General features: G+C 61.0%; 16 protein-coding genes. 10 read left to right on the top strand and 6 right to left on the bottom strand.

Going from position 1 to position 19,919, the window contains the following annotated elements:
* Positions 1–119: 119 nt before the first annotated feature.
* From CMV30_RS01720 to CMV30_RS01710, 3 genes are read left to right on the top strand one after another with little or no spacing between them, the layout of a single operon-like run.
* Complete coding sequence (locus CMV30_RS01720) at positions 120–1,466, top strand: hypothetical protein (RefSeq protein WP_096054421.1); 1,347 nt, start codon at positions 120–122, stop codon at positions 1,464–1,466.
* 36 nt (positions 1,467–1,502) lie between these two features.
* Positions 1,503–2,180 carry a hypothetical protein gene (locus CMV30_RS01715; RefSeq protein ID WP_138223067.1) on the top strand — a complete coding sequence of 226 codons (678 nt, stop codon included), beginning with the start codon at positions 1,503–1,505 and terminating at the stop codon, positions 2,178–2,180.
* 7 nt (positions 2,181–2,187) lie between these two features.
* Positions 2,188–4,449, top strand: a complete 2,262-nt coding sequence (locus CMV30_RS01710) for a hybrid sensor histidine kinase/response regulator (RefSeq protein ID WP_096054419.1) — start codon at positions 2,188–2,190, stop codon at positions 4,447–4,449.
* Between the two features lie 260 nt (positions 4,450–4,709).
* On the opposite strand, the gene CMV30_RS01705 is transcribed toward CMV30_RS01710, so the two are convergent.
* Both CMV30_RS01705 and CMV30_RS01700 read right to left on the bottom strand, forming a co-directional pair.
* On the bottom strand, positions 4,710–5,129 hold the full coding sequence (locus CMV30_RS01705; RefSeq protein WP_096054418.1) for a hypothetical protein: 420 nt from the start codon (positions 5,127–5,129) through the stop codon (positions 4,710–4,712).
* Between the two features lie 9 nt (positions 5,130–5,138).
* Positions 5,139–6,197, bottom strand: a complete 1,059-nt coding sequence (locus CMV30_RS01700) for an HAD family hydrolase (protein WP_096054417.1) — start codon at positions 6,195–6,197, stop codon at positions 5,139–5,141.
* Between the two features lie 162 nt (positions 6,198–6,359).
* On the opposite strand from CMV30_RS01700, the gene prfA reads away from it, so the two are divergent.
* Both prfA and prmC read left to right on the top strand, forming a co-directional pair.
* Positions 6,360–7,490: a peptide chain release factor 1 gene (prfA, locus tag CMV30_RS01695; RefSeq protein WP_096054416.1), complete on the top strand. Its 1,131-nt coding sequence runs from the start codon at positions 6,360–6,362 to the stop codon at positions 7,488–7,490.
* Positions 7,487–8,374, top strand: a complete 888-nt coding sequence (prmC, locus tag CMV30_RS01690) for a peptide chain release factor N(5)-glutamine methyltransferase (RefSeq protein WP_245844371.1) — start codon at positions 7,487–7,489, stop codon at positions 8,372–8,374. The genes prfA and prmC overlap by 4 nt, the downstream gene beginning before the upstream one ends.
* A gap of 52 nt (positions 8,375–8,426) precedes the next feature.
* On the opposite strand, the gene CMV30_RS01685 is transcribed toward prmC, so the two are convergent.
* Both CMV30_RS01685 and CMV30_RS01680 read right to left on the bottom strand, forming a co-directional pair.
* Positions 8,427–10,751, bottom strand: coding sequence for a carboxy terminal-processing peptidase (locus CMV30_RS01685; protein ID WP_175414689.1), 2,325 nt, complete (start codon positions 10,749–10,751; stop codon positions 8,427–8,429).
* A gap of 173 nt (positions 10,752–10,924) precedes the next feature.
* On the bottom strand, positions 10,925–11,812 hold the full coding sequence (locus CMV30_RS01680) for a rhomboid family intramembrane serine protease (protein ID WP_096054415.1): 888 nt from the start codon (positions 11,810–11,812) through the stop codon (positions 10,925–10,927).
* A 271-nt stretch (positions 11,813–12,083) separates the two neighbouring features.
* Between CMV30_RS01680 and CMV30_RS01675 the strand changes: the two genes are divergently transcribed.
* The 5 genes from CMV30_RS01675 to CMV30_RS01655 all read left to right on the top strand — a co-directional run bounded on the left by CMV30_RS01675 (position 12,084) and on the right by CMV30_RS01655 (position 18,573).
* Positions 12,084–12,320 carry a ferredoxin gene (locus tag CMV30_RS01675; RefSeq protein WP_096054414.1) on the top strand — a complete coding sequence of 79 codons (237 nt, stop codon included), beginning with the start codon at positions 12,084–12,086 and terminating at the stop codon, positions 12,318–12,320.
* A gap of 228 nt (positions 12,321–12,548) precedes the next feature.
* Entirely contained in the window at positions 12,549–14,423 is a 1,875-nt protein-coding gene (locus CMV30_RS01670; protein ID WP_138223066.1) for a TonB-dependent receptor domain-containing protein, read from the top strand.
* Between the two features lie 65 nt (positions 14,424–14,488).
* On the top strand, positions 14,489–16,540 hold the full coding sequence (locus CMV30_RS01665; RefSeq protein ID WP_096054412.1) for a M3 family metallopeptidase: 2,052 nt from the start codon (positions 14,489–14,491) through the stop codon (positions 16,538–16,540).
* 119 nt (positions 16,541–16,659) lie between these two features.
* Positions 16,660–17,373 (top strand): zinc metallopeptidase, encoded by a 714-nt coding sequence (locus CMV30_RS01660; protein WP_096054411.1) that lies wholly within the window; start codon positions 16,660–16,662, stop codon positions 17,371–17,373.
* 225 nt (positions 17,374–17,598) lie between these two features.
* Positions 17,599–18,573: a zinc-binding dehydrogenase gene (locus CMV30_RS01655; protein WP_245844370.1), complete on the top strand. Its 975-nt coding sequence runs from the start codon at positions 17,599–17,601 to the stop codon at positions 18,571–18,573.
* A gap of 69 nt (positions 18,574–18,642) precedes the next feature.
* Here the strand turns inward: CMV30_RS01655 and CMV30_RS01650 are convergent, their stop codons facing one another.
* Positions 18,643–19,491 (bottom strand): EamA family transporter, encoded by an 849-nt coding sequence (locus CMV30_RS01650; RefSeq protein WP_096054410.1) that lies wholly within the window; start codon positions 19,489–19,491, stop codon positions 18,643–18,645.
* A 3-nt stretch (positions 19,492–19,494) separates the two neighbouring features.
* Positions 19,495–19,899 carry a hypothetical protein gene (locus tag CMV30_RS01645; protein ID WP_096054409.1) on the bottom strand — a complete coding sequence of 135 codons (405 nt, stop codon included), beginning with the start codon at positions 19,897–19,899 and terminating at the stop codon, positions 19,495–19,497.
* Between the last annotated feature and the right edge of the window lie 20 nt (positions 19,900–19,919).

The raw sequence follows: 19,919 nt of genomic DNA, 5'->3' as shown, positions 1-19,919 counted from the left end.
CGACGGGCGAAGGTGGGCGCTGGAAATTAGCTAACTAGCTGACCGGTTGCTGCAATCTGCAGAGCGTCGATTGTCTTTTTGAGACTAAAGACCGGAGGCGACTGTGCCGCAGCTGACGGATGCCTCGATTGGTTCTTCATCGTTCATTTACGCGCCTTGTCAGTGCCGCCTGCCTTCTGGCTGCGGCTACGAGTGGAGAGGCGGCGGTTTCGGTGGAGGATCAGCTGCGTGAACTGGCTGAGCAGAACCGGCAGTTGATGGAGCAATTGAAGACCCAGCAGAAGACCATCGACGAGTTGCGGACGCGCATGGATGCAGCGGATGGCGTGAGCGCGCGGCGGGAAACGCAGCTGTTGGAAATCAAAGAACAGGTGGCGGAAAACGCGGGCTCACCGGCGGCGAGCGCGGTGCGGTCGGAAGGTGGCGGGCAGAAAGTGATTTTGAGCGGCGTGGCGGGGCTGGCGTTTTTCGACAGCGGATCGCAGGGGCAATTTCCCAATGCGGAGTTTCGCGTGGATGAGGCGAAGTTGTTTCTCGAAGCGCCGGTGTGGACGGACACGTACTTTCTGGCGGAGATCGATCTGACGCTGCGCGAGCAGGACACCATCGCGCTCGGCGAAGTGTATATGGATTTTGAACGCGCGGGGCGTGCGTTTGGGCTCGGGCGTGAACTGAATGTGCGCGTGGGGCGGATCAATCTGCCGTTTGGCGAAGAGTATCTGGTGCGTGACGCGATCAACAATCCGCTGATTTCGCACTCGCTGGCGGACGTCTGGGGCGTGGATGAAGGCGTGGCGCTTTATGGCGAGAAAGGGAAATGGAGTTACGTGCTCGCGGTGCAGAATGGCGGGCGGGCGCTGGCGCGGGATTTCGACAAGGACAAGTCGGTGACGGCGCGGGTGAGCTACGATCCGCTGGCATGGTTGCATGTGAGTGCGAGCGCGCTGCGGACGGGCGATCTGAGTGTGGCGGGCGATGGCATTTCTGAAGTGTGGTTTGCCGATGGCGTGTTCGTGCCCATCGGCGGGCCGACGACGACGGTGTTTTCGGGAAAGCTTTATGAACTCAATGCGACTGGCCGCTGGAAAAGCGGGCATCTGAATGTGGCGTTGGGACGGGGCGAGTATTCGGATGATGACCGCGCGGCGGATAACTCGCGGCGGATGAGTTATGGCTCCGTCGAGTTGATGCAGACGTTTGTGGACGGATTTTTCGGCGCGGCGCGGTACAGCTGGATCGACGCGAAAAAGGGTTACCCGTTGAGCGGGCATGGGGATCGCGGGCGCTATTTGTTCAGCGGCGCGCTGACGGACGAACTCCGGAGGCTGGGGCTTGGTGTCGGTTATCGGTTCGGTGAACCACTGGTCATCAAAGCCGAGTACATGATGGAGGACGGTTCTTTGCTGAACGGTACCAAGCGCGACAACGAAGATCTGTTCGCGGCGGAGATCGGCCTGAAATTTTGAGCGAACGCGCGCGATGAACGATCACCTGACTTCACGATGAAATCCTATTCTGCATTGGTGGGCTGTCTGTTGATGACGGCGCTGGCGGCTGACGTGTGCGCGGGGACGATCACCGGCACCGTGCTGGCGCGTGGCGCGGATGAAGCGGCGGGCGCGGGTGGAGGAAATTATCAGAGTCGTCGCTATAAGTTCGTGGAGAAAATCGACTACGACTCGCTGGAGGATTTCGTGGTCTATATCGATCAGGTGATGCCGGCCCGGAGCGGGGCGACGACGCAGGCGAAGATGGTGCAGAAGGAGGCCGCGTTTGAGCCGCATGTCTTACCGGTCGCTGTAGGAACGACGGTGCGCTGGCCGAACGAGGACGACATTTATCACAACGTGTTTTCGATGTCAGACACCAAGGAGTTCGATCTCGGGATGTACAAGAAGGAGAAAGAACCGGCGTTGGTTTTCGACAGGACGGGACGTGTGGACGTGTTTTGCAGCATTCATTCGAAGATGCACTGCATCGTGCTGGTGGTGCCGAATCAGTATTTCGCGAAGGCGGATGCGAAGCGGAAATTTGTGATCCGGGATGTGCCGGCGGGGACGTATAAGTTGCGCGCGTGGCATGAGCGGCTGCCGTCGCGTACGCTGGATGTCGTCGTGCCGGAGACGGGTGACGTGAAAGTCGATTTCGTGCTGGGGCTCGGCGAATTGCCCAAGTATTGAGTGAGTCATGCCCCTGATCGATGCGCGCAAACTCCGGGTGAGTTTACAGGCGAAGGTACTGATCGTGGTGCTCGCCTTTCTCGTGCTGGTGCCGGCGATCACGCTGTGGCTGGTGAACCGACATGTGAGCCGGCAGGTGCAGGATGAGGCGCGGCTGACGCTCGAAACGGCGGAGGCGGTTTTTAAGCAGTCGTTGGAAATTCGTTCGCGAAATCTGCGGGCGCGTTTTCGCAATGTCGTGAATGAGCCGCGGTTCAAGGCGGTCTCGCAGCTGGGGGATTCGAAGACGATGACGGCTTACTTGAACGACCTGCTGGAGGAGTTCGGCGAGGATAACGAAGTGATTTTGTTCACGCGTGAGGATGGGGAGTTGCTCGCGTCGGCGCGAAGAGATGCGTCGCTGTCTATCGAGGATTTTTCGAAGACGGTACGGCCGACGGTGGTGCTGGCGCTGGAGGGCGGGCAGGGCCTGGACTACCTGGCGTTTGGGAACCGCATTTATACGGTGGTCGCGGTTTCCGGGACGGTGCGCGAACGCGGGCCGCTGACGGGCGCGCTGGTGGTGGCGGTGAGGCTCGGTGAGAGCGCAGTGCAGGAAATGAAGGCGCTCACGCGCACGGAAATTTTGCTGGTGGCGAACGGGCAGGTGGCGGCTTCGACGCTGCCGGCGGCGGATGCGTTTGAAGCGATGACCGACGCGGCAGCGGCGCAGGCAGAGGGAGCCGGCGCGATTCGGGACTTTGAGATCAAAGAGGAGTATTTTCTCGCGCTCGCGACGGATGACAGGAATGCGCCGGGGTTTCGTTATGTGCTGTTGTCGTCGTATGAACAGCGGTTGCGCGCGCTGGCACGGACTCAGCGGTTGCTGGTGGGCGTGAGCGTGGGTGGCATTTTGCTGAGCGCGCTCGTGGTGTGGTTTTTCGTGAGCCGGGCGACGAGGCCGCTGCGGGAATTACGCGATATGGCGGAGGCGGTGGGGCGCGGCGATTTTTCGAAGAAGGTGGAGAAGTTTTCCAACGACGAGTGCGGGGAGGTGGCGGTGGCGTTTAACCGGATGACGGTGAATTTGCAGAGCTCGCGCGCGGAGCTGGAGAAGGCGGTGGTGACGTTGAACAACACGCAGGCTCAACTCGTGCAGAGTGAGAAGTTGTCGGCGGTCGGGCAGTTCGTGGCGGGCGTGGCGCACGAGTTGAATAATCCGCTGACGGCGGTGATCGGGTTCTCGGATTTGTTGAAAGAGACGGTGGACGATCCGGCGATCCGGCCGCAGATCGATCTGATCGCGCGGAGCGGGCAGCGGTGTCAGAAGATCGTGCAGAGCTTGCTGAGTTTTTCGCGTCAGCATGCGCCTGAGCGGAAGCTGCTGCGGCTCGGAGCGCTGATCGACGACATCCTGGAGATCATGGCGTATGATCTTCGCACGAGCGGTGTCGAAGTGGTGCGCGAGTTTGGCGAGGTGGATGCGCTGCCGCCGATCGTGGGGGACGCGCATCAGCTGCAGCAGGTGTTCGTGAATTTGCTCAGCAATGCGCGGCAGGCGATTCAAGGGTTTCGCAAAGACGGGCGCATTGCGGTGCGGGCGTTTGTCGCGGGCGAGACGATACGGCTGGAATTTCAGGATAACGGGCCGGGGATCAAACCGGAGCATCTGGCGAAAATCTTCGATCCGTTTTTCACGACGAAGCCGGTAGGCAAGGGCACGGGACTCGGGCTGAGTCTGGTTTACGGAATCATGCAGGAGCATCGCGGCACTATTCGCGTGAAAAGCGAAGTGGGGCAGGGCGCGGTGTTCATCATCGAGCTGCCGGTAGCGACGGCAGCGGAGCAGGCGTCGATGAAGTTGAAAGGCGGCGGCTCGCGTCCACCGATGGCGGCGACTGTTTCAGTGAAGTCGGGCATCGGCAAAAGCGTGCTGGTGATCGACGACGAGGAATGGATTTTGAGTCTGACGGAAGAGCTGCTGCGCCGCGAAGGCTATGAGGTCGTGGCGTTGCTCAGCTGTGAGAAAGCGCTGGAAATTTTGAGCGGTCGGAAATTCGACGTGATCGTGAGCGACTGGAAGATGCCGGGCTTGAATGGCATTCAGCTCTACGAACACCTGCGCGTGCACGATCCGGAGAGCGCGCGTCGGCTGCTGTTCATGACGGGCGACGTGATGAGCGAGACGTTCGAGCGTTTCCTCGAGCGCAACGCGAAGACTTATCTCTCGAAGCCTTTTGCGCTCCGGGATTTCAGAGCGGCGGTGGCGGCGTTGCTAGGGGCGGCGTGAGGTATTACCTCAATTTTTTCGCTTACGAAGAAGTCTCCAGACAGGTTCAGTTAGGATAAAACCAATGGCCTTTTCTTCCATTACGGGACGGCAAACGGTTTCTATCGAAGCGACAGCGCTATCTACACGATCCCGGATAGGGTCAGGCTTTTGAAAACCGGACCAAAACACGGCCTCATGTTCGTGCATCTCTTTCAGATGCCTTTGAAACTCATCGTCGGTCATTTGGACCCGCCCTTGACGCTGCCAGTAGTGCGATCCTAGGCGATTCGCGGAGAAAAAAAGTCTCCAACGACTTTGCGCAGTTCTTCGAATGGCTTGGATGCTTCGATTCCAATCCTCGCCATCACCTGATAGCGTAGCGCATGTATTCCATTGAATAGTTGTTGCTCTTTTTCATAGCGAACGAACACGACGTGAGCGCTATCGAGGATCTCAGACTCTTCTTTGGTTTCTCCGTCACGCCGTTTACGTTGCGCGCCTTCAGATGAGTAGCTGAACGGGGATCTGATGCGTTCGATAGCGTCGCGAGCTTCGTAAAAGCGAGTGAGTACGTCTTCAGCTAGCTCGATTTTTCGTTTGCCGATGAACTCTCTACGCCACGCATCGATTCCTAGGACGATAGTGATGCAGGTTAGAATAATACTTACACTTTGAATGATATCGGCGATCTCCGTCATCTTAGTGGGCTAGGATGAACTCTTTTCTACAGGTGGAGTTGTTTCCGACCAGAGCGATGATTGCTTTGGCGCTTTTGCAGCACGCGCAGCGGCTTCTTCTTCTGGCGTGGAATTCAAGTGGCGTGGTGGGCGCGACACTCGCGAGGCGACGGCGGCTTCGCGGTCGGAGACGATGCGGTCGCACATGGCTTGGATGTGGAGCTTGAGCCATTGGGCGGTGCTGCTCGTTTCTGTGTAGTCGGCCGGTCCGTAGTGGTCGATGCGGCCGACCTGGCGGAGGCGGTCGTTTTGGGCGAATTCGTCGGAGCGGGCGGGGTTGTAGACGCCGTAGGCTTTGCCGCCGCCTTTCTTCACGACGGAGAAGCTCGGGATGTCGCTCGGGCCATCCGCGATGTAGATCATGTTCTGAAACGGGATGCGGCGGTCTTCGAGCGTGATGTTGGCGTTCACGTCGATGGCGGCGTTTTTGTTGGTGCCCTTGTTGATCTCGAAGAGGGCCTTGGTCTTGGTCGTGTTGTCGATGACCATGCCGATCTGGGCGATCTGGGACTCGGCGGAGATCTCGAGTTCTTTTTGTTTGAGGAAGCCGGGTTGGAGCGGGTTCTCGATGAATTCGCAGCCCCAGATGCCGTCGACGTATCTGGCGATGGCGCTGCCGCGGACCATCTCGGCGAGGCCGGTGGAGACGATGTAGTGCTCCACCTGGATCTCGTGTTTGCGGTAGGCCTCGCGCTCGGTGGCGAATTTTTTGGCGCGGTCGAAGAACTCGGGGAGGCCGGGGTAGAACTTAATGTCGGCGCCGCACTCGCGGAGGATTTTGTTGCTCAGCTTCGGCATAGCGCCGGCGAGGACGTAGGTGAGCAGATGGTTGAGGTAGGCGATCTCGCCGGAGATGAGGTAACCGCGGCTGCGGTACTTCTCGAGGAGGTTGTTGGTCTCGGTCCAGAAGTTGGACTCGTTGACGCCGTAGCGCCGGAAGAGGGGAGACTGCATGTACTCCGGGATTAGGGTCTTGTCGAAGTCCCAGATGCAGGCGATGATGTTCTGAGTGAAAAGCGTCGTAGCCATGTTTGATCGGCACCTGTAGCGGGCCGTTCCTTTGTTGAGGCTGAAGCAAGCCCGCGGGTGCGGGTCTGCGCAATTCGCAAATGGGGAGGCGCGCCCCGGGCGGAAACGAAGTTACACGACGCGCCGAGGATTGGTTTGGATTTCACTCACTCATTTCAGGACATGGAGAAGCTTCCCGATATTTTCCCGTTTCAGCGGCGTCTCGACGAACTCGATGCGCAGATGGCGGACCCGTCATTCTACAACAATCCGCGTAAGGCTGCGGAAGTGTCGCGCGAGCAGCAGAAGACGCAGCAGCTCGTGAACGATTATCACGCGCATGAGAAAACGGTGCGGGAGATCGCGGAAGCGCAGGCGCTCATCAAAGATCAGGCGGGCGATCCGGATTTGAAGGAGCTGGCGGAGATGGAACTGCCGGATTTGCAGAAGCGGCGCGACGAGCTGAAGGAGATTGTGCTGCGCGGGATGATCCCGCCGGAGCCGAGTGATTCTCGGAATACGGTGATGGAAATCCGCGCGGGAACCGGAGGAGATGAGGCGAGCCTTTTTGCGGCGGAGCTTTTTCGCATGTACACACGCTACTCGGAAGGGCGTGGGTGGAAGATCCAGCCGATGAGTTCGAGCGCGTCGGAACGTGGAGGCATCAAGGAGGTGATTTTTTTGATCACGGGGCAGGACGTGTACAAGCAGCTGAAGTTCGAGAGCGGGGTGCAGCGGGTGCAACGCGTGCCGACGACGGAGGCGAATGGACGCATTCACACGTCGACCGTGACGGTGGCGGTGCTGCCGGAGGCGGAGGAAGTCGATGTGCAGATCGATCCGCAGGATCTGGATATTATGGTCTGTCGCGCGAGCGGGCCCGGTGGCCAAGGTGTGAATACGACGGACTCGGCGGTGCAGATTTTCCACAAGCCGTCGGGCTTGATGGTGCAGTGCGCGGACGAGCGTTCGCAGCTCAAGAACAAGGCGAAGGCGATGACGGTGCTGCGGTCGCGGTTGTTGAAGCTGAAGGAAGACGAGGAGCACGCGAAGTACGCGGCGCATCGGAAGAGCCAGATCGGATCAGGCGGGCGCAGTGAGCGCATCCGCACGTATAATTTCCCGCAGAACCGGCTGACGGATCATCGCATCGGGCTGACGCTGTACAGTCTGCCGCAGGTGATGGAAGGGCGGATCGACGAGGTGGTGGAGTCGCTGCAGCGCGCGGACTTTGAGGAGAAGCTGGCGGCGTTGACGGGAGTGGAGTTTGCGGGGTTTGCGGGGAAGCGGGGCGGCACGGAGGACGACGAATGAACAAGAGTATGCTGAGCGTTTTGGAGATCATTAAGAAGACGACGGACTTTTTTGCGTCGAAAGGCGTGGAGAGTCCGCGGCTGAATGCGGAGTTGGTTATCGGGCACGCGCTTGGGCTGAAGCGGATGCAGCTTTATTTGCAGTTTGAGCGGCTGCTGGCGGAGGCGGAGCTGGAGAAGATTAGGCCGCTGGTGAGGCGGCGGGCGCTGCGGGAGCCGTTGCAGTACATCCTGGGCGAGACGGAGTGGTACGGGTTGAAGCTCAAGACGGACAAGCGGGCGCTGATTCCGCGGCCGGAGACGGAGTTGTTGATGGAGTTTGCGGTGAAGGCGGCGAAGGACGCGGGCGCCGCTGGCACGCCGGTGACGCGTATTTTGGATCTGGGCACGGGAACGGGGGCGATCGCGCTGGCGCTGGCGAAGGAGTTTCCCGAGGCGAAGGTGTTCGCGGTGGATGCGAGCGAGGAGGCTCTGGCGCTCGCAACGGAGAATGCGATGGCGCTCGGGTTGACGGAGCGGGTGACGTTTTTGAAGTCGGACTGGTTTTCGGCGGTGCCGGAGCCGAAGGATGTGACGGAGCGTTTCGGGCTGATCGTGAGTAATCCGCCTTATCTGACGGAGGCCGAGGTCGCGGAGGCGGAGCCGGAGGTGCGGGCGTTTGAGCCGGTGAGCGCGTTGATCGCGGCGGATGCGGGGGCGGCGGATTTGCGGAGGATCATCGCGGGTGCGCCGAGGTTTATGGCGGAGGGTGGCGTGCTGGCGTTGGAGACGGGGATCGCGCAGCACGCGGAGTTGGTGGCGGCTTGTGGGGCGGCGGGTTTTGCGCGTAGCGAGTCGAAGCAGGATCTGACGGGGCGGGATCGGTTCGTGATGGCGTGGCGGTGAAATAAAAAAGGCGCGGTGTGTGCCGCGCCTTGGTGAAAGGATGACGTGATTGTCAGCTGCGCTTCACTGCCTGGGCGGTGAGGGGCGGGGCGTCGGTGAAGGTGCGGGCGGATTTGATGGCGAGCTCGATGGCGTCGTTCACGACGCGGAGGGCTTCGCGGAGATGGATGTCGAGTTTCTTGGCGTCTTCTTCGGTCTCCTGGCCATCGGCGATCTCCTCGGGGGTGAGCTCGGGTTTGATGTTGGCGGTCTTGGGTGGCCCGAGGGTGAAATCGCGGGAGGCGTATTCGTCTTTGGAGAGGCGGGCTTTTTCTTCGCGCATGAGCTTGCGGAAGGCGGTGTCGGCTTCGCGTTGCTGGCGGCGGTCCTCGAGGTTGATGGAGATTTCTTTCTGGTCCTGTTTGGTTCTGAACCAGTCGATGTTCTTTTGCTGATAGGCGAATTCTTCGAGGGTCTTCTGGCGCTGGTTGCTGGCGTTGAGCAGCGGAGAGACGACTTCTGATTTAAGAGGATGGCCTTCGAAGTTGCTGGAGGGGATTTCGTCCCAGACTAGAGCGCGGGTGAGGTCTTTTTCACCGACGGGGAGGAGGTCTTCGATCGAGGGGAGGATGATGTCGGGGACAACGCCTTTGAGCTGAGTGGAGTGGCCGTCGGGGAGGTAGAATTTCTGGATGGTGAGTTTGGCGGCGCCGGCTTTGCCAGTGGCGCGGGAGAGCATCATCGGAGGGGCGGCGTTTTTCATTTCGATGAGTTGCTGGACGCTGCCTTTGCCGTGGGTGGAGCTGTCGCCGATGATGATGGCGCGGCCGTAATTCTGGAGAGCGCCGGCGACGATCTCGGAGGCGGAGGCGGAGAATTTGGATACGAGGACGGCGAGCGGGCCGGTGTAGGCGATGGCGGCGTCTTCGTCGTTATCGATCTTCACTTCGCCGTAGTAATTTTTCACCTGAACGACGGGGCCTTGTTTGATGAAGAGGCCGGTGAGGTCGATGGCTTCGGAGAGGAGGCCGCCGCCGTTTTGGCGGAGGTCGAGGACGAGACCGTGAATGCCGGCTTTTTTTAGCTGGTTGATGAGTTCGGCGACGTCGCGGGTGGCGCTGGCTTTGTCGCCGCCATCGCTGCCACCGTCGGGGCCGTAGAAGGCGGGGAGGGTGATGACGCCGAGGGAGGTAGTTTTACCGGAGGCGCCGGGGACTTCGTAGATGGAGGCGCGGGCGCGGGCGGAGTTGAGGTTAACGACGTCGCGGATGATGTGGATCTGAGTGCGTTCGGAGGGATCGGTGGCGGCGGCTGGCTTGATGGTGAGGGAGACCTTGGTGCCTTTTTTGCCGCGGATCATGTCCACGATCTTGCGAAGTTTCATGCCGGTGACTTCGACGGGTTCGGCTCCGTCCTGGGAGACGGCCATGATTTTGTCGTTGGGGCGTAGTTGTTTTCCCAAGTCGGCGGGGCCGCCGGTGATGAGTTCTTTGATGACGCAGACATCGTCTTCGATGCCGAGGAGGGCGCCGATGCCGACGAGCTGGAGGCGCATCTGGATCGCGAAGTCCTCGAAGGTGGCGGCGGAGAAGTAGGTGGAGTGCGGGTCGTAGAGGCGCGTGATGGAGGAGAGGAAGATTTCGCCGATCTCGTGGTTTTCGAAATCGGTCATGGTTTTGAGGCGGCGCTCGTAGCGTTTGCGGATGTTTTGTTTGGCTTCGTCGATGGTGACGGGAGCAGAGGCGACGGCTACAGGAGCGGAAGAGGCTTCGGCGGGTTTAACCTCGGGTGTGGGCGCAGGCGTGGGCGCGTTGGTGGAGGCGTCGGGTGCAGGCGTGGTGCTGGCGACGGGGGCGGGCTTTTTTTCGAGGAGCTCTTGAATGAGTTCGAAGGTGAGGCGTTTGCGCCAGAGGGCGTCGGCTTCTTCGGGGGTGGCAGGCCAGGCGCTCTTGGAGCGATCGACGAGGTAGGTTTCCTTGGTGGTGAGATCGAAGTCTTTTTTGAGTTCTTCGAGTATCCAGTTAATGCGGGCGGTGGTGCGTTCTTCGTAGGTGCGGAAGATTTCGAAGGCGGGCTCGATGCGGCCTAGGTTGGAGATGTTGTTGTAGAGCCAGGGGGCGGGCCAGCGCTTCTGGAAATCCTGTTTGTCGGATTCGAGGAAGAAGAGGCGGAGGCCGTCGAACTCGGCCATGAAGTCGGGGATGATTTGCGCGTAGTCGGCAGATTTCACGCCGTCGCGGTTATAGTGATACTCCTCGAGGAGGCGGATGAGCTGGGTGACCTCGCGCTCGAAGTAGGCGTCGGGCTTGTAGGTGCGCTCGGCGGCGTGGAGTGCAGGCTGGGCGAGAACGAATGCCAGCAAAGAGAGGGTGAGTGAGCGGAGGTGGGAGAACTTCATCGCGGTAGAGAGACGTGGAGAGTGGAAAAATGTTTCAAGAGCGGGTGGGCAGAAAGCGGGGAGCGAGGCGCGCGAAGCTCAGACTTATTTCGGCTGTTTCGGGGCCGATTTTAGCGCCGGATGGCCAGGGGCGGATGCCTGGGGAGCGAGGCGGGGCGTCAAGGTGTTGGCGCTCAACGGCGGCTGATCTGGTTGCGCGCGTCGTCGAGAAGACGCTTTTCCTGGGCAGTGAGAGCGGCGAGGCCTTCGGAATTTATTTTATCGAGAATGCGATCGACCTCGGCTTTGAGGCTTTCACGGGTGGGCGCGGTGACGTTGACAGTGTATTTAGCAGGCTCGGCGGCGGGGGCGACTTTGGCGGTTTTTGAGAGCCAGCGGGGGAGCTCGATGTCGGCGCGGCCGTCGGGTGTGCGCCATTCGCGGAGGTGGACGAAGCGATAATAAAGCAGTGCGGCCAACATGCCGCCGAGGTGGGCGGAGTGGGCGATGCCGAGATTGAAGCGGTCGCCGGGGATTTCGCTCACGGCGAGTCCGAGGGCGGAGATACCTGCCACGGCCCAGGCGAGGTGCTTGGGCCTGACGGTGACGGGCATGAAGAAAAACAGGAACGGCAGGGCGCGGTTCGGGTGCAGGCAGGCGAACAGCATGAGGAGCGCGCAGACAATTGGGGTGGCACCGATGAGGGCGCCGCCGCTGCCGTGCGGGACGAGCAACCAGACGAGTCCGCCGCAGACAGCGGAGAACGCACTGAACCACGCGAAGCGGCGTTCGCCCATGAGTGGGAGGAGTTCGCGGCCGAGGAAAAAGAGGGTCACGAGACTGGCGAGCCAGTGCAGGACGTTGCTGTGAAGGAGCGGATACGTGACAAAGGTCCAGAGCCAGATGCGTTGCAGGCCGCCGAGGGATAGCGCGGTGAACTGGTTGAAATGGGGAGACCCGAGAGCGCGCTCAAAAACGGTTTGAATGAGGAAGCCGGCGGTCAATGCGCACAGCATCCAGGTGAGTGTGGATGTGGTGGTGCGCCCGTAGCTGTCGCGCATGTAGGACCGGTCTGAAAGCATCTCGGGCGCAAGCTAGGTATCCGCTCTGGCAAACACAAGCAGTGTCCCGGGATTTTGAGGTGGTTTAGGCAGGTGGAAGGCGCGGGGGAATGGGATTCACGTTTTTTCTGCAAAAGGGGCGAGTAGTGGGTGATGCACGGGTGGATGTTCGGATTGGATGGATAAGAAAAGCGGCGCATACGAATGCGCTCTGTTAGTTATGGCGCTGATTATCGCAGCGCGGGGCTGACCGCTTGACAGCGATTTCATTTCCTTTTTCTTGCCGGACACCATGGCAAACAAAGCAGACAAATGGGAACCGAACGTTCCGGGTAAGTTTTTTGTCGATCAGCAGTGCATCGACTGTGACCTGTGCCGCGAGACGGCACCGGCCTTCTTTACCCGGCATGACGAGGGAGGCTACTCCTTCGTGCATAAGCAGCCTACGACGGAAGAGGACGTTTCGCTGTGTATGGAAGCGCTGGAAGGCTGCCCGGTCGAAGCGATCGGCAACGATGGCGACGAGTAAGCCGCAGGCGACCAAGCCCTAAAAATTTGAAACCTCCCGGTTCGCGCCGGGAGGTTTTTTTGTGAATGGACGGAGCGGCGTGTGGATTTTGGGGGCATGATTGTCGTACCGGAGTACGTGACGGATTGGGACTTTGGGATGGATGGACTGTCCTGTTAACAAGAAATGCGGACGGCTGTTAACTGGGGCTTGTTTTGTGAAAGCTGACTGGTAGCGATGCCAGCGATCATGAACGTTTCCGCTTTTGTTACTGCTTCGTTGATGTTGGGTGCTGCGACCACGGTGGTGGTTGCGCAGAGCACGCCGGTCGAGCTGCCGCAGCTCTCGGTTTATTCGCCGCGTGTAGCGTTGCAGGAGCCGCTGGGGACGTTTGCGATGCCGGTGTCGGCGTTGCGGTTCGAGCCGTTGGTGGATGTGCAGTCGCGGAACATGGCCGAGGGGCAGGCGGACATCGCTATCCGCGGGGGGATTTTTGAGAACACGGGATTCAAGGTGGGCGCGCTGTCGCTGTACGATCCGCAGACGGGGCATTATTTCGCGGAGATTCCGGTGGCTCCGGCGATGTTGACGGCGCCGGAAATTTTGGTGGGCGCGGAGAATGCGGTGCGCGGGTGGAATGCGAACGCGGGTACGGTGGCTTATCAGTGGAAGCCGGTGCGGACGGGCGGGCAGGTGACGGCGGCGGTGGGGGAGTTCGCGACGAGGCGGGGAGAACTTTATCAAGGTTGGAAAAGCGGCGTGACGTTCGCGGGGCGCACGCTGGCGGTGGATGGGGCGTTCGCGCACTCGCGCTCGGACGGGGCGCTGCGGTTCAGCGAGCATGAGTTCACGCGGTACAACGCGCGCGTGCAGCTGGCGGGCGAGCAGGGGCAGACGGATTTGTTTTACGGATACCAATCAAAGTTCTTTGGCTGGCCGAATCTATACACGCCGTTTGCGAATGTGTTCGAGACGGAGAATCTCCAGACGAATCTGGTGGTGCTGAATCACCGCGAGGAGCTGGGTGACGGAGACTTTGTGGCGGTGGGCGGGTACTACCGGCGGAATAAGGATCACTATGTTTTCAATCGTGGAGACGCTGGCGCGTTTAATCCGGCGTTCGGAGCGGCACCGGGACCGTCGTATCATACAACCTGGGTTTACTCGGCCGGGGCGGAGGCGCGGATCACGACCGGGGAAGTTCACTGGAACTCGGTGGTGACGTTTGTGGATGACGAGCTGAAGTCGTCGTCACTGACGTTTGGGAATTACCGGTGGCGCGAGCATGTGAAGCTGGCGGTTGTGCCGGAGCGTTCGTGGGCGATGGCGGAAGGGCGCGTTTTGAATGTGAAGGCCGGCGCGGCTTACGATGACACGGACAGGAATGGCGCGGAGGTTTCTCCTGTGGCGCAGATCACGCTGGATCGTGTGGCGCCGGGTGTGGGAATCGAGGCGGTGTATGTGTCGTTTGCGAAGAGTTCGCAGACGCCGACGTACACGGCGTTGAATTCGCGGGCGTCGGCGGGATTGTTTCGCGGCAATCCGAATCTGGGGCGGGAGACGGCGAAGAATTTCGAGGTCGGCGCACGGGGGGCGTTTGGCGGCTGGAGCGTGACGACGGCGGTTTTCCACCGGAGCGATGACCAACTGGTGGACTGGATTTACAGCACGAGCCTGCCGAATGCGCGCACGGCAAGTGCGGTGGATATTGCGACGACGGGGTTCGAGGCGGTGGCGCGCTACGCGAGCAAGCGGGCCGATCTGGTTTTCGGATACACGGGGCTGACGAAGGATGCGGATTATGGGTCGATGGCGGTGAATGCGAGTTTCTATGCGCTGAATTTCCCGAAGCATCGGCTTACGGCTGCGGCGGTGGTGCGGCTGGGCGCGGGTTGGGAAGTGCGCATGGATAATGAGGCGCGCATCCAGGAAGAGAATGCGCTGCGGAAGTCGGACGACGAAGCGGTGATCAGCTCGGCGGGGGTCTATTTTTCGCCAGCGTTCGTGAAAGGTCTGCGGCTCTCAGTCGAGGTGGAGAATCTGTGGGACTCGGAGTTTCAGGAAGTGCCGGCAGTGCCTGCTTCGCCGCGACAAGTGTCGGCGGGTGTGAGCTACGCGTGGTAAGCTGGTCTCGGACTGACAAATCTTCCCGTTGACAAAGGTGCGGGGCGGAAAGTCAGTGCGGGATCATGGCTAATCCGTTTCTCCAAACCGATTTTGAAATCCGCTGGTCGCAACTGACGCCCGAGCACATCGCTCTGGCGATCGAGCAGGCGCTGACGGACGCGCAGACGGCGATCGATGAAATCGCCGGGCGCGATGTGAAGACGGTGACGTTTGAGAACACGTTTCTGGCGTTGGAGAAATCGACGGAGCGGCTGAATCAGGCGTGGGGGAAGGTGACGCATTTGCAGCTGGTGGCGGACTCGCCGGCGCTGCGTGACGCGCACAATGCGATGTTGCCGAAGGTGTCGGCTTTCTTCGCGCGCATTCCATTGAACGCAGCGTTGTGGGAACGGTTGAGGGCGTTTTGGAACACGGCGGCGGCGGATGAGTTGAGTCCGGTGCGGCGGCGTTATCTGGAGGAGACAGTGGCGGATTTTCGGCAGCAGGGCGCGGATCTGGCGCAGGAGAAACGGGCGCGGTTCGAGGCGTTGCAGAGCGAACTGGCGCAGGTGACGCAGAAGTATGCGGAGAACGTGTTGGATGCGACGAATGCGTGGGAGCTGATCGTCGAAGACGAGGCGCGGCTGGCGGGTTTGCCGGAGCACGCGAAGGCGGCGGCGCAGCGGAGTGCGGAGGCGAAAGGGAAGGCCGCGTGGCGGTTCACGCTGCACATGCCGTCGCAGGAGCCGTTCATGACTTATCTCGAAGACGCGGAGTTGCGGCGCGAGATGTGGACGGCGGCGGTCGCGGTGGGCGGGAAAGCCCCGCACGATAATTCACCGCTGGTGCTGCGCATCCTGGCGTTGCGGACGGAGAAGGCGGCGATGCTGGGGAAGGCGAATTTTGCGGATCTTACGCTTGAACGGCGCATGGCGAAGTCGGCGGCGACGGCGCTGGCGTTTGTGGAAGACATGGGCGTGCGGGCGAAGACCGCGTTCGCGCATGAGTGTCTGGAGCTGGAGGAATTCAAGGCGCGGAGTCTGGGGACGTCGGCCGGGCGGCTGGCGCCGTGGGAAATCGGATACTGGGCGGAGAAGTTGCGGAAGGTGCGGTACGATTTCGACGAGGAGCAGCTGCGGCCGTTTTTCCCGATGGATCGGGTGATCGGCGGGTTATTCGAGCTGGCGAAGCGGGTGTTTGGCTTGGCGATTGTCGAGCGGACGGATGGCTCGGCGGAGGTGTGGCATCCTGAAGTGAAGTTTTATGACATGCGCGATGATGGCGGGCGGCATGTCGGATCGTTTTATGCCGACTGGCATCCGCGTGAGTCGAAGCGGGGTGGGGCGTGGATGGATTCTTTTATCACGGGTGGACCGCGCCCGGATGGTTCACGCGCGCCGCATTTGGGATTGATGTGTGGCAACATGACGCCGCCGGTGGGCGACAAACCGGCGCTGCTCACGCATCGCGAGGTTCAGACGATTTTTCACGAGTTCGGTCATTTGATTCATCACTTGCTGGGTGAAGTGGAGATCAAGGCGCTGAATGGCGTGAATGTGGCGTGGGACTTTGTGGAGCTGCCGTCGCAGATCCTGGAGAACTGGTGTTGGGAGCGGGAGAGTCTGGATTTGTTCGCACGGCATCATGAGACGGGCGCAGCGATTCCGGAGGAGATGTTCACGAAGATGGTGGCGGCGCGGAATTTCCGGTCGGCGTGTGCGGTGATGCGGCAGACGGCGTTTGGGAAAATGGATTTGTTGCTGCATGCGAAGCCGGAGCTGACGGCGGGATTGACAGGCGATGTGGAGAGCGTGGCGCGGGCAGCAATCGCGGAGTGTCTGATCCCGACGGAGCCGGCGTCGCCGACGATCGTGAAGCGGTTTACGCATTTGTTCTCCAATCCGGTGGGCTATGCGGCGGGTTACTATTCGTACAAGTGGGCGGAGGTGCTCGATGCGGATGCGTTCACGCGGTTCAAGAAGGAAGGCGTGTTCAGCCGGAAGGTGGGCGCGGCGTTCGTTGAACACATTTTGAGCAAGGGGAACTCGGCCGATCCGGCGGAGTTGTTCCGGGCATTCATGGGACGCGATCCGGAGCTGACGGCGTTGTTGAAGCGGTGCGGGTTGGCGGCGTGAGCCGGACGTGCGGGGGATTTCATTCTAATTTGCCGGGGCGTTTCCAAAGTTGGCCGCCCGGCTTGCCAAAATTAGTTTTTGAATGATTTGAGAGGGCATTCACGTTTCACCTTACAACTATGACTACACTTCTCGCCTTCGTTTATCTCCCTATGTGGCTGGTTTGGGTTCTGCTCGGAGCCACGTTTATTTTTGGGCTGTACGCGCAGATGAAGGTTTCGAGCGCCTATAACAAGAATGTCCAGATACCGTCTCGTGGCAGAATCACGGGGCGCGAGGCGGCTGAGGCGGTGATGCATCGCGCGGGCATTTCCGATGTGACGATCGAAGAAACGGGCGGGCATCTGACGGACCATTACGATCCGACCAATCGTCGCCTGGTGCTGTCGTCTGAAAACTATCGGGGCACCAGTCTGGCGGCGCTTGGCGTGGCGGCTCACGAAGCGGGCCATGCGATCCAGCACAAGGTGGGTTACTCGATGTTGAAAACGCGCATGGCGCTCGTGCCGATCACGCAGATTTCGTCGCAGATCCTGCCGTTCGTGATGATGGGCGGTCTCTTTTTCGGAGGCTTCCGCAACAACATGATCCTGGACATCGGCATCCTGTGCTACGCGGTGCTCACGGTGTTTCATTTTGTGACCTTGCCGGTGGAGTTCGATGCGAGCCGTCGTGCGAATGTAGAGCTGGCAGGGCTCGGGATCGTCGAGCGCGATGAAATACCGGGTGTCAAAGAGACGTTGAATGCGGCGGCGCTGACGTATGTGGCGGCGTTCCTTTCTTCGCTGATCAATCTTCTGTATCTGTTGTCTATGCGTCGCAGCGACGATTGAGCCTAGGCGACACGCCTGGAGGTGAAAATTTTTTGGATCACGCGAAGTCGTCCTGAGAGGGGCGGCTTTTTTTGTTTGGTGGCGGGGGATGTTTATCGAGGTGAATGGACGACACGGAGGTCGTCCCTCCATTTCGGAAAGAGAGAGTGTTTGATGGGAGACGGGTTGCGCGGTGGGAGCGGGCGGGCATGGTGCGGGCATATGAAAGCTGTCGTTTTATCCGCGGTGAATCAGTTGAGCGTATCCGAAGTCCCGGCACCGGTGGCGGGGGCGGGGGAAGCGGTCGTTGCGATCAAGGCGGCGGCGCTCAATCACCGGGATGTGTGGATCAAGGCGGGGCAGTATGCGGGGCTGAAGTTCCCGAGCATCCCGGGATCAGATGGGGCGGGCGTGGTGAGCGCGGTGGGCGAGGGAGTCGATGCGTCGTGGATAGGGCGCGAGGTGATCATCAATCCGAGTTTTGGCTGGGGTGCATCGAACGCGGCGCAGGGGGCGGAGTTTTCGATTCTTGGTTTGCCGCGTGCAGGTACGCTCGCTCAGGCGGTGGCGGTGCCGGTGGGGCAACTGTCGGCGAAGCCGGAGCATCTGTCGTGGAAGGAGGCGGCGGCGTTGCCGCTCGCGGGACTGACGGCTTACCGGGCGTTATTTACGCGGGCAGGGTTGAAGGAGGGCGAGCGCGTATTGATCACGGGGATCGGTGGAGGCGTGGCGTTGTTCGCTTTGCAGTTCGCGGTGGCGGCGGGAGCGGAGGTGTGGGTGACGTCGAGTTCGGCGGAGAAGATCGCGCAGGCAGTGAAGCTGGGGGCGAAGGGGGGATTCAACTACACGGAGAAGACGTGGACGGCGGAGGCGTTGAAGGCGGCCGGAGCGTTTGACGTGATCGTGGACAGCGCGGGTGGGGATGGTTTCGACGCGGTGATCGATGTGGCGGCACCGGGCGGGCGGATCGTTTTCTTCGGGGCGACGCGGGGGAATCCGCAGCTGCTGGCGATGCGGAAGGTTTTCTGGCGTCAGCTGACGTTGCTCGGGACGACGATGGGGAGTCCTGAGGATTGGGCGGCGATGGTGGCGTTTGTGAACGCGAAGAAGATCAGGCCGGTGGTGAGCGCGCTGCTGCCGATCGAGCACGCGGAGGAGGCGTTTGGGCTGATGGAGCGCGGGGCGCAGTTTGGGAAGATTGTGGTGACGGTCTCTGCGTGAGGTGCGACCGAGGCGAAGGCCGCGGATGGCTCACGCAAAGGCGCGAAGGCGCAAAGAAAGGCAGAGGAGTCAGACCGGGCGGGGTTTGGTTTCGGCGACGGCGACGGCGGCGATGAGGAGGGCGCCGCCGACGGCGAGGCGGGGGAGGTCGGCGGTTTCACCGAAGAAGAGGAGGGAGCAGGCGACGCCGAGGGGGACTTTGGCGTTGTTGAAGACGGCGAGGGTGCCGGCGTTGACGCGGGTGGCGCCGAGATTCCACCAGAAGAAGCAGAGGCCCGAGGCGAGGATGCCGAGGTAGAGGAGCGTGGTGATTTGCGTGGTCGTGAGCGCAGGGAAAACGAGGCCGGAGCGGACGAGCACGAAGGGCAGCGTGATTAGGAATGCGCCGATATAGAGGAAGCCGAAGATCTCGCGGTCGCGGACGGCGGGATTTTGCGTGCGGAAACGACGGTAGAGGATCTGGCCGAGGGCGAAGGCGAGGTTGGCGAGTTGGACGAGGCCGAGGCCGGTGAGCGTGGTTTGGAGAGTGGCGCTTTGGATGACGATGAAGGCGGCGCTGACGGTGGCGAGGAGCGCGGCGGTGAGGGCGCGGGGGCGGAGGGTGCGGTCAAAGGCGTCGGCCAGCAGTGTGACGAGGATGGGCGTGGTGAGGGTGAAGAGGGCGACTTCGTGGGCGGCGAGGTGGCGGTAGCTTTCGTTGTAGGCGAGGTACATCAGGCCGAATTGGAGCGCGCCGATGCCGATGAGGGAGACGATGGCGCGCGGGGAAAGATCGCGCGGGCGGAGGAAGGGCAGGAAGACGAGGAGGGCGAGGCCGAGGCGGACGGCGGAGATGAAGGCGCTGTCGAGTCCGGCGAGTTTTTTGACCAGGCCAAAGGACATGGCCCAGATAATGGATACGGCGAGGAGGTAGAGCACGAATTACCGGAAGGGTGATGCTTGGGGGGCAGAGCGGGGAAGCAAGGCGGGGAAAAATTGGGCGAGGCCGAGCAGGCTGAGGGCGAAAAGCGTGTCTTTGTGGGGGCCGCCGAGGAAGATCCCGAGAACTCCGCAGCCCTCGGCGAGGGCGACGCCGGCGATAAAGAGCGGGAGGCGTTTTTGGGGGTCGGTGACTCGGGGCAGAAGTACCCAGCGGAGAGCGGCGCTGAGGAGAAGTGGAAAGAGTCCCACGTAGGCGAACGCGGCGGGAAGTTCGCGGGCGGTGGGAGCCGCCGGCCGCTGGCCGATCGTGAAGTAGATGACGATCAATCCGGTGGTGATGCCCGACCAGACGATCCACTGAAGGAGCGTTGGGGGGATTTGTTTTGTCGCGGGGTTGGTCGACATGGAGAGGTGCGAGGGGCGCG

It is taken from the genome of Nibricoccus aquaticus (assembly GCF_002310495.1).
Classification (GTDB): Bacteria; Verrucomicrobiota; Verrucomicrobiia; order Opitutales; family Opitutaceae; genus Nibricoccus; species Nibricoccus aquaticus.
This window is presented reverse-complemented; position numbering and strand designations above follow the sequence as displayed.

Coding starts and splice junctions, on each gene's coding strand:
- CMV30_RS01720 (WP_096054421.1), top strand. CDS start 120: ATGCCTCGATTGGTTCTTCATCGTTCATTTACGCGCCTTGTCAGTGCC.
- CMV30_RS01715 (WP_138223067.1), top strand. CDS start 1,503: ATGAAATCCTATTCTGCATTGGTGGGCTGTCTGTTGATGACGGCGCTG.
- CMV30_RS01710 (WP_096054419.1), top strand. CDS start 2,188: ATGCCCCTGATCGATGCGCGCAAACTCCGGGTGAGTTTACAGGCGAAG.
- CMV30_RS01705 (WP_096054418.1), bottom strand. CDS start 5,129: ATGACGGAGATCGCCGATATCATTCAAAGTGTAAGTATTATTCTAACC.
- CMV30_RS01700 (WP_096054417.1), bottom strand. CDS start 6,197: ATGGCTACGACGCTTTTCACTCAGAACATCATCGCCTGCATCTGGGAC.
- prfA (WP_096054416.1), top strand. CDS start 6,360: ATGGAGAAGCTTCCCGATATTTTCCCGTTTCAGCGGCGTCTCGACGAA.
- prmC (WP_245844371.1), top strand. CDS start 7,487: ATGAACAAGAGTATGCTGAGCGTTTTGGAGATCATTAAGAAGACGACG.
- CMV30_RS01685 (WP_175414689.1), bottom strand. CDS start 10,751: ATGAAGTTCTCCCACCTCCGCTCACTCACCCTCTCTTTGCTGGCATTC.
- CMV30_RS01680 (WP_096054415.1), bottom strand. CDS start 11,812: ATGCTTTCAGACCGGTCCTACATGCGCGACAGCTACGGGCGCACCACC.
- CMV30_RS01675 (WP_096054414.1), top strand. CDS start 12,084: ATGGCAAACAAAGCAGACAAATGGGAACCGAACGTTCCGGGTAAGTTT.
- CMV30_RS01670 (WP_138223066.1), top strand. CDS start 12,549: ATGAACGTTTCCGCTTTTGTTACTGCTTCGTTGATGTTGGGTGCTGCG.
- CMV30_RS01665 (WP_096054412.1), top strand. CDS start 14,489: ATGGCTAATCCGTTTCTCCAAACCGATTTTGAAATCCGCTGGTCGCAA.
- CMV30_RS01660 (WP_096054411.1), top strand. CDS start 16,660: ATGACTACACTTCTCGCCTTCGTTTATCTCCCTATGTGGCTGGTTTGG.
- CMV30_RS01645 (WP_096054409.1), bottom strand. CDS start 19,899: ATGTCGACCAACCCCGCGACAAAACAAATCCCCCCAACGCTCCTTCAG.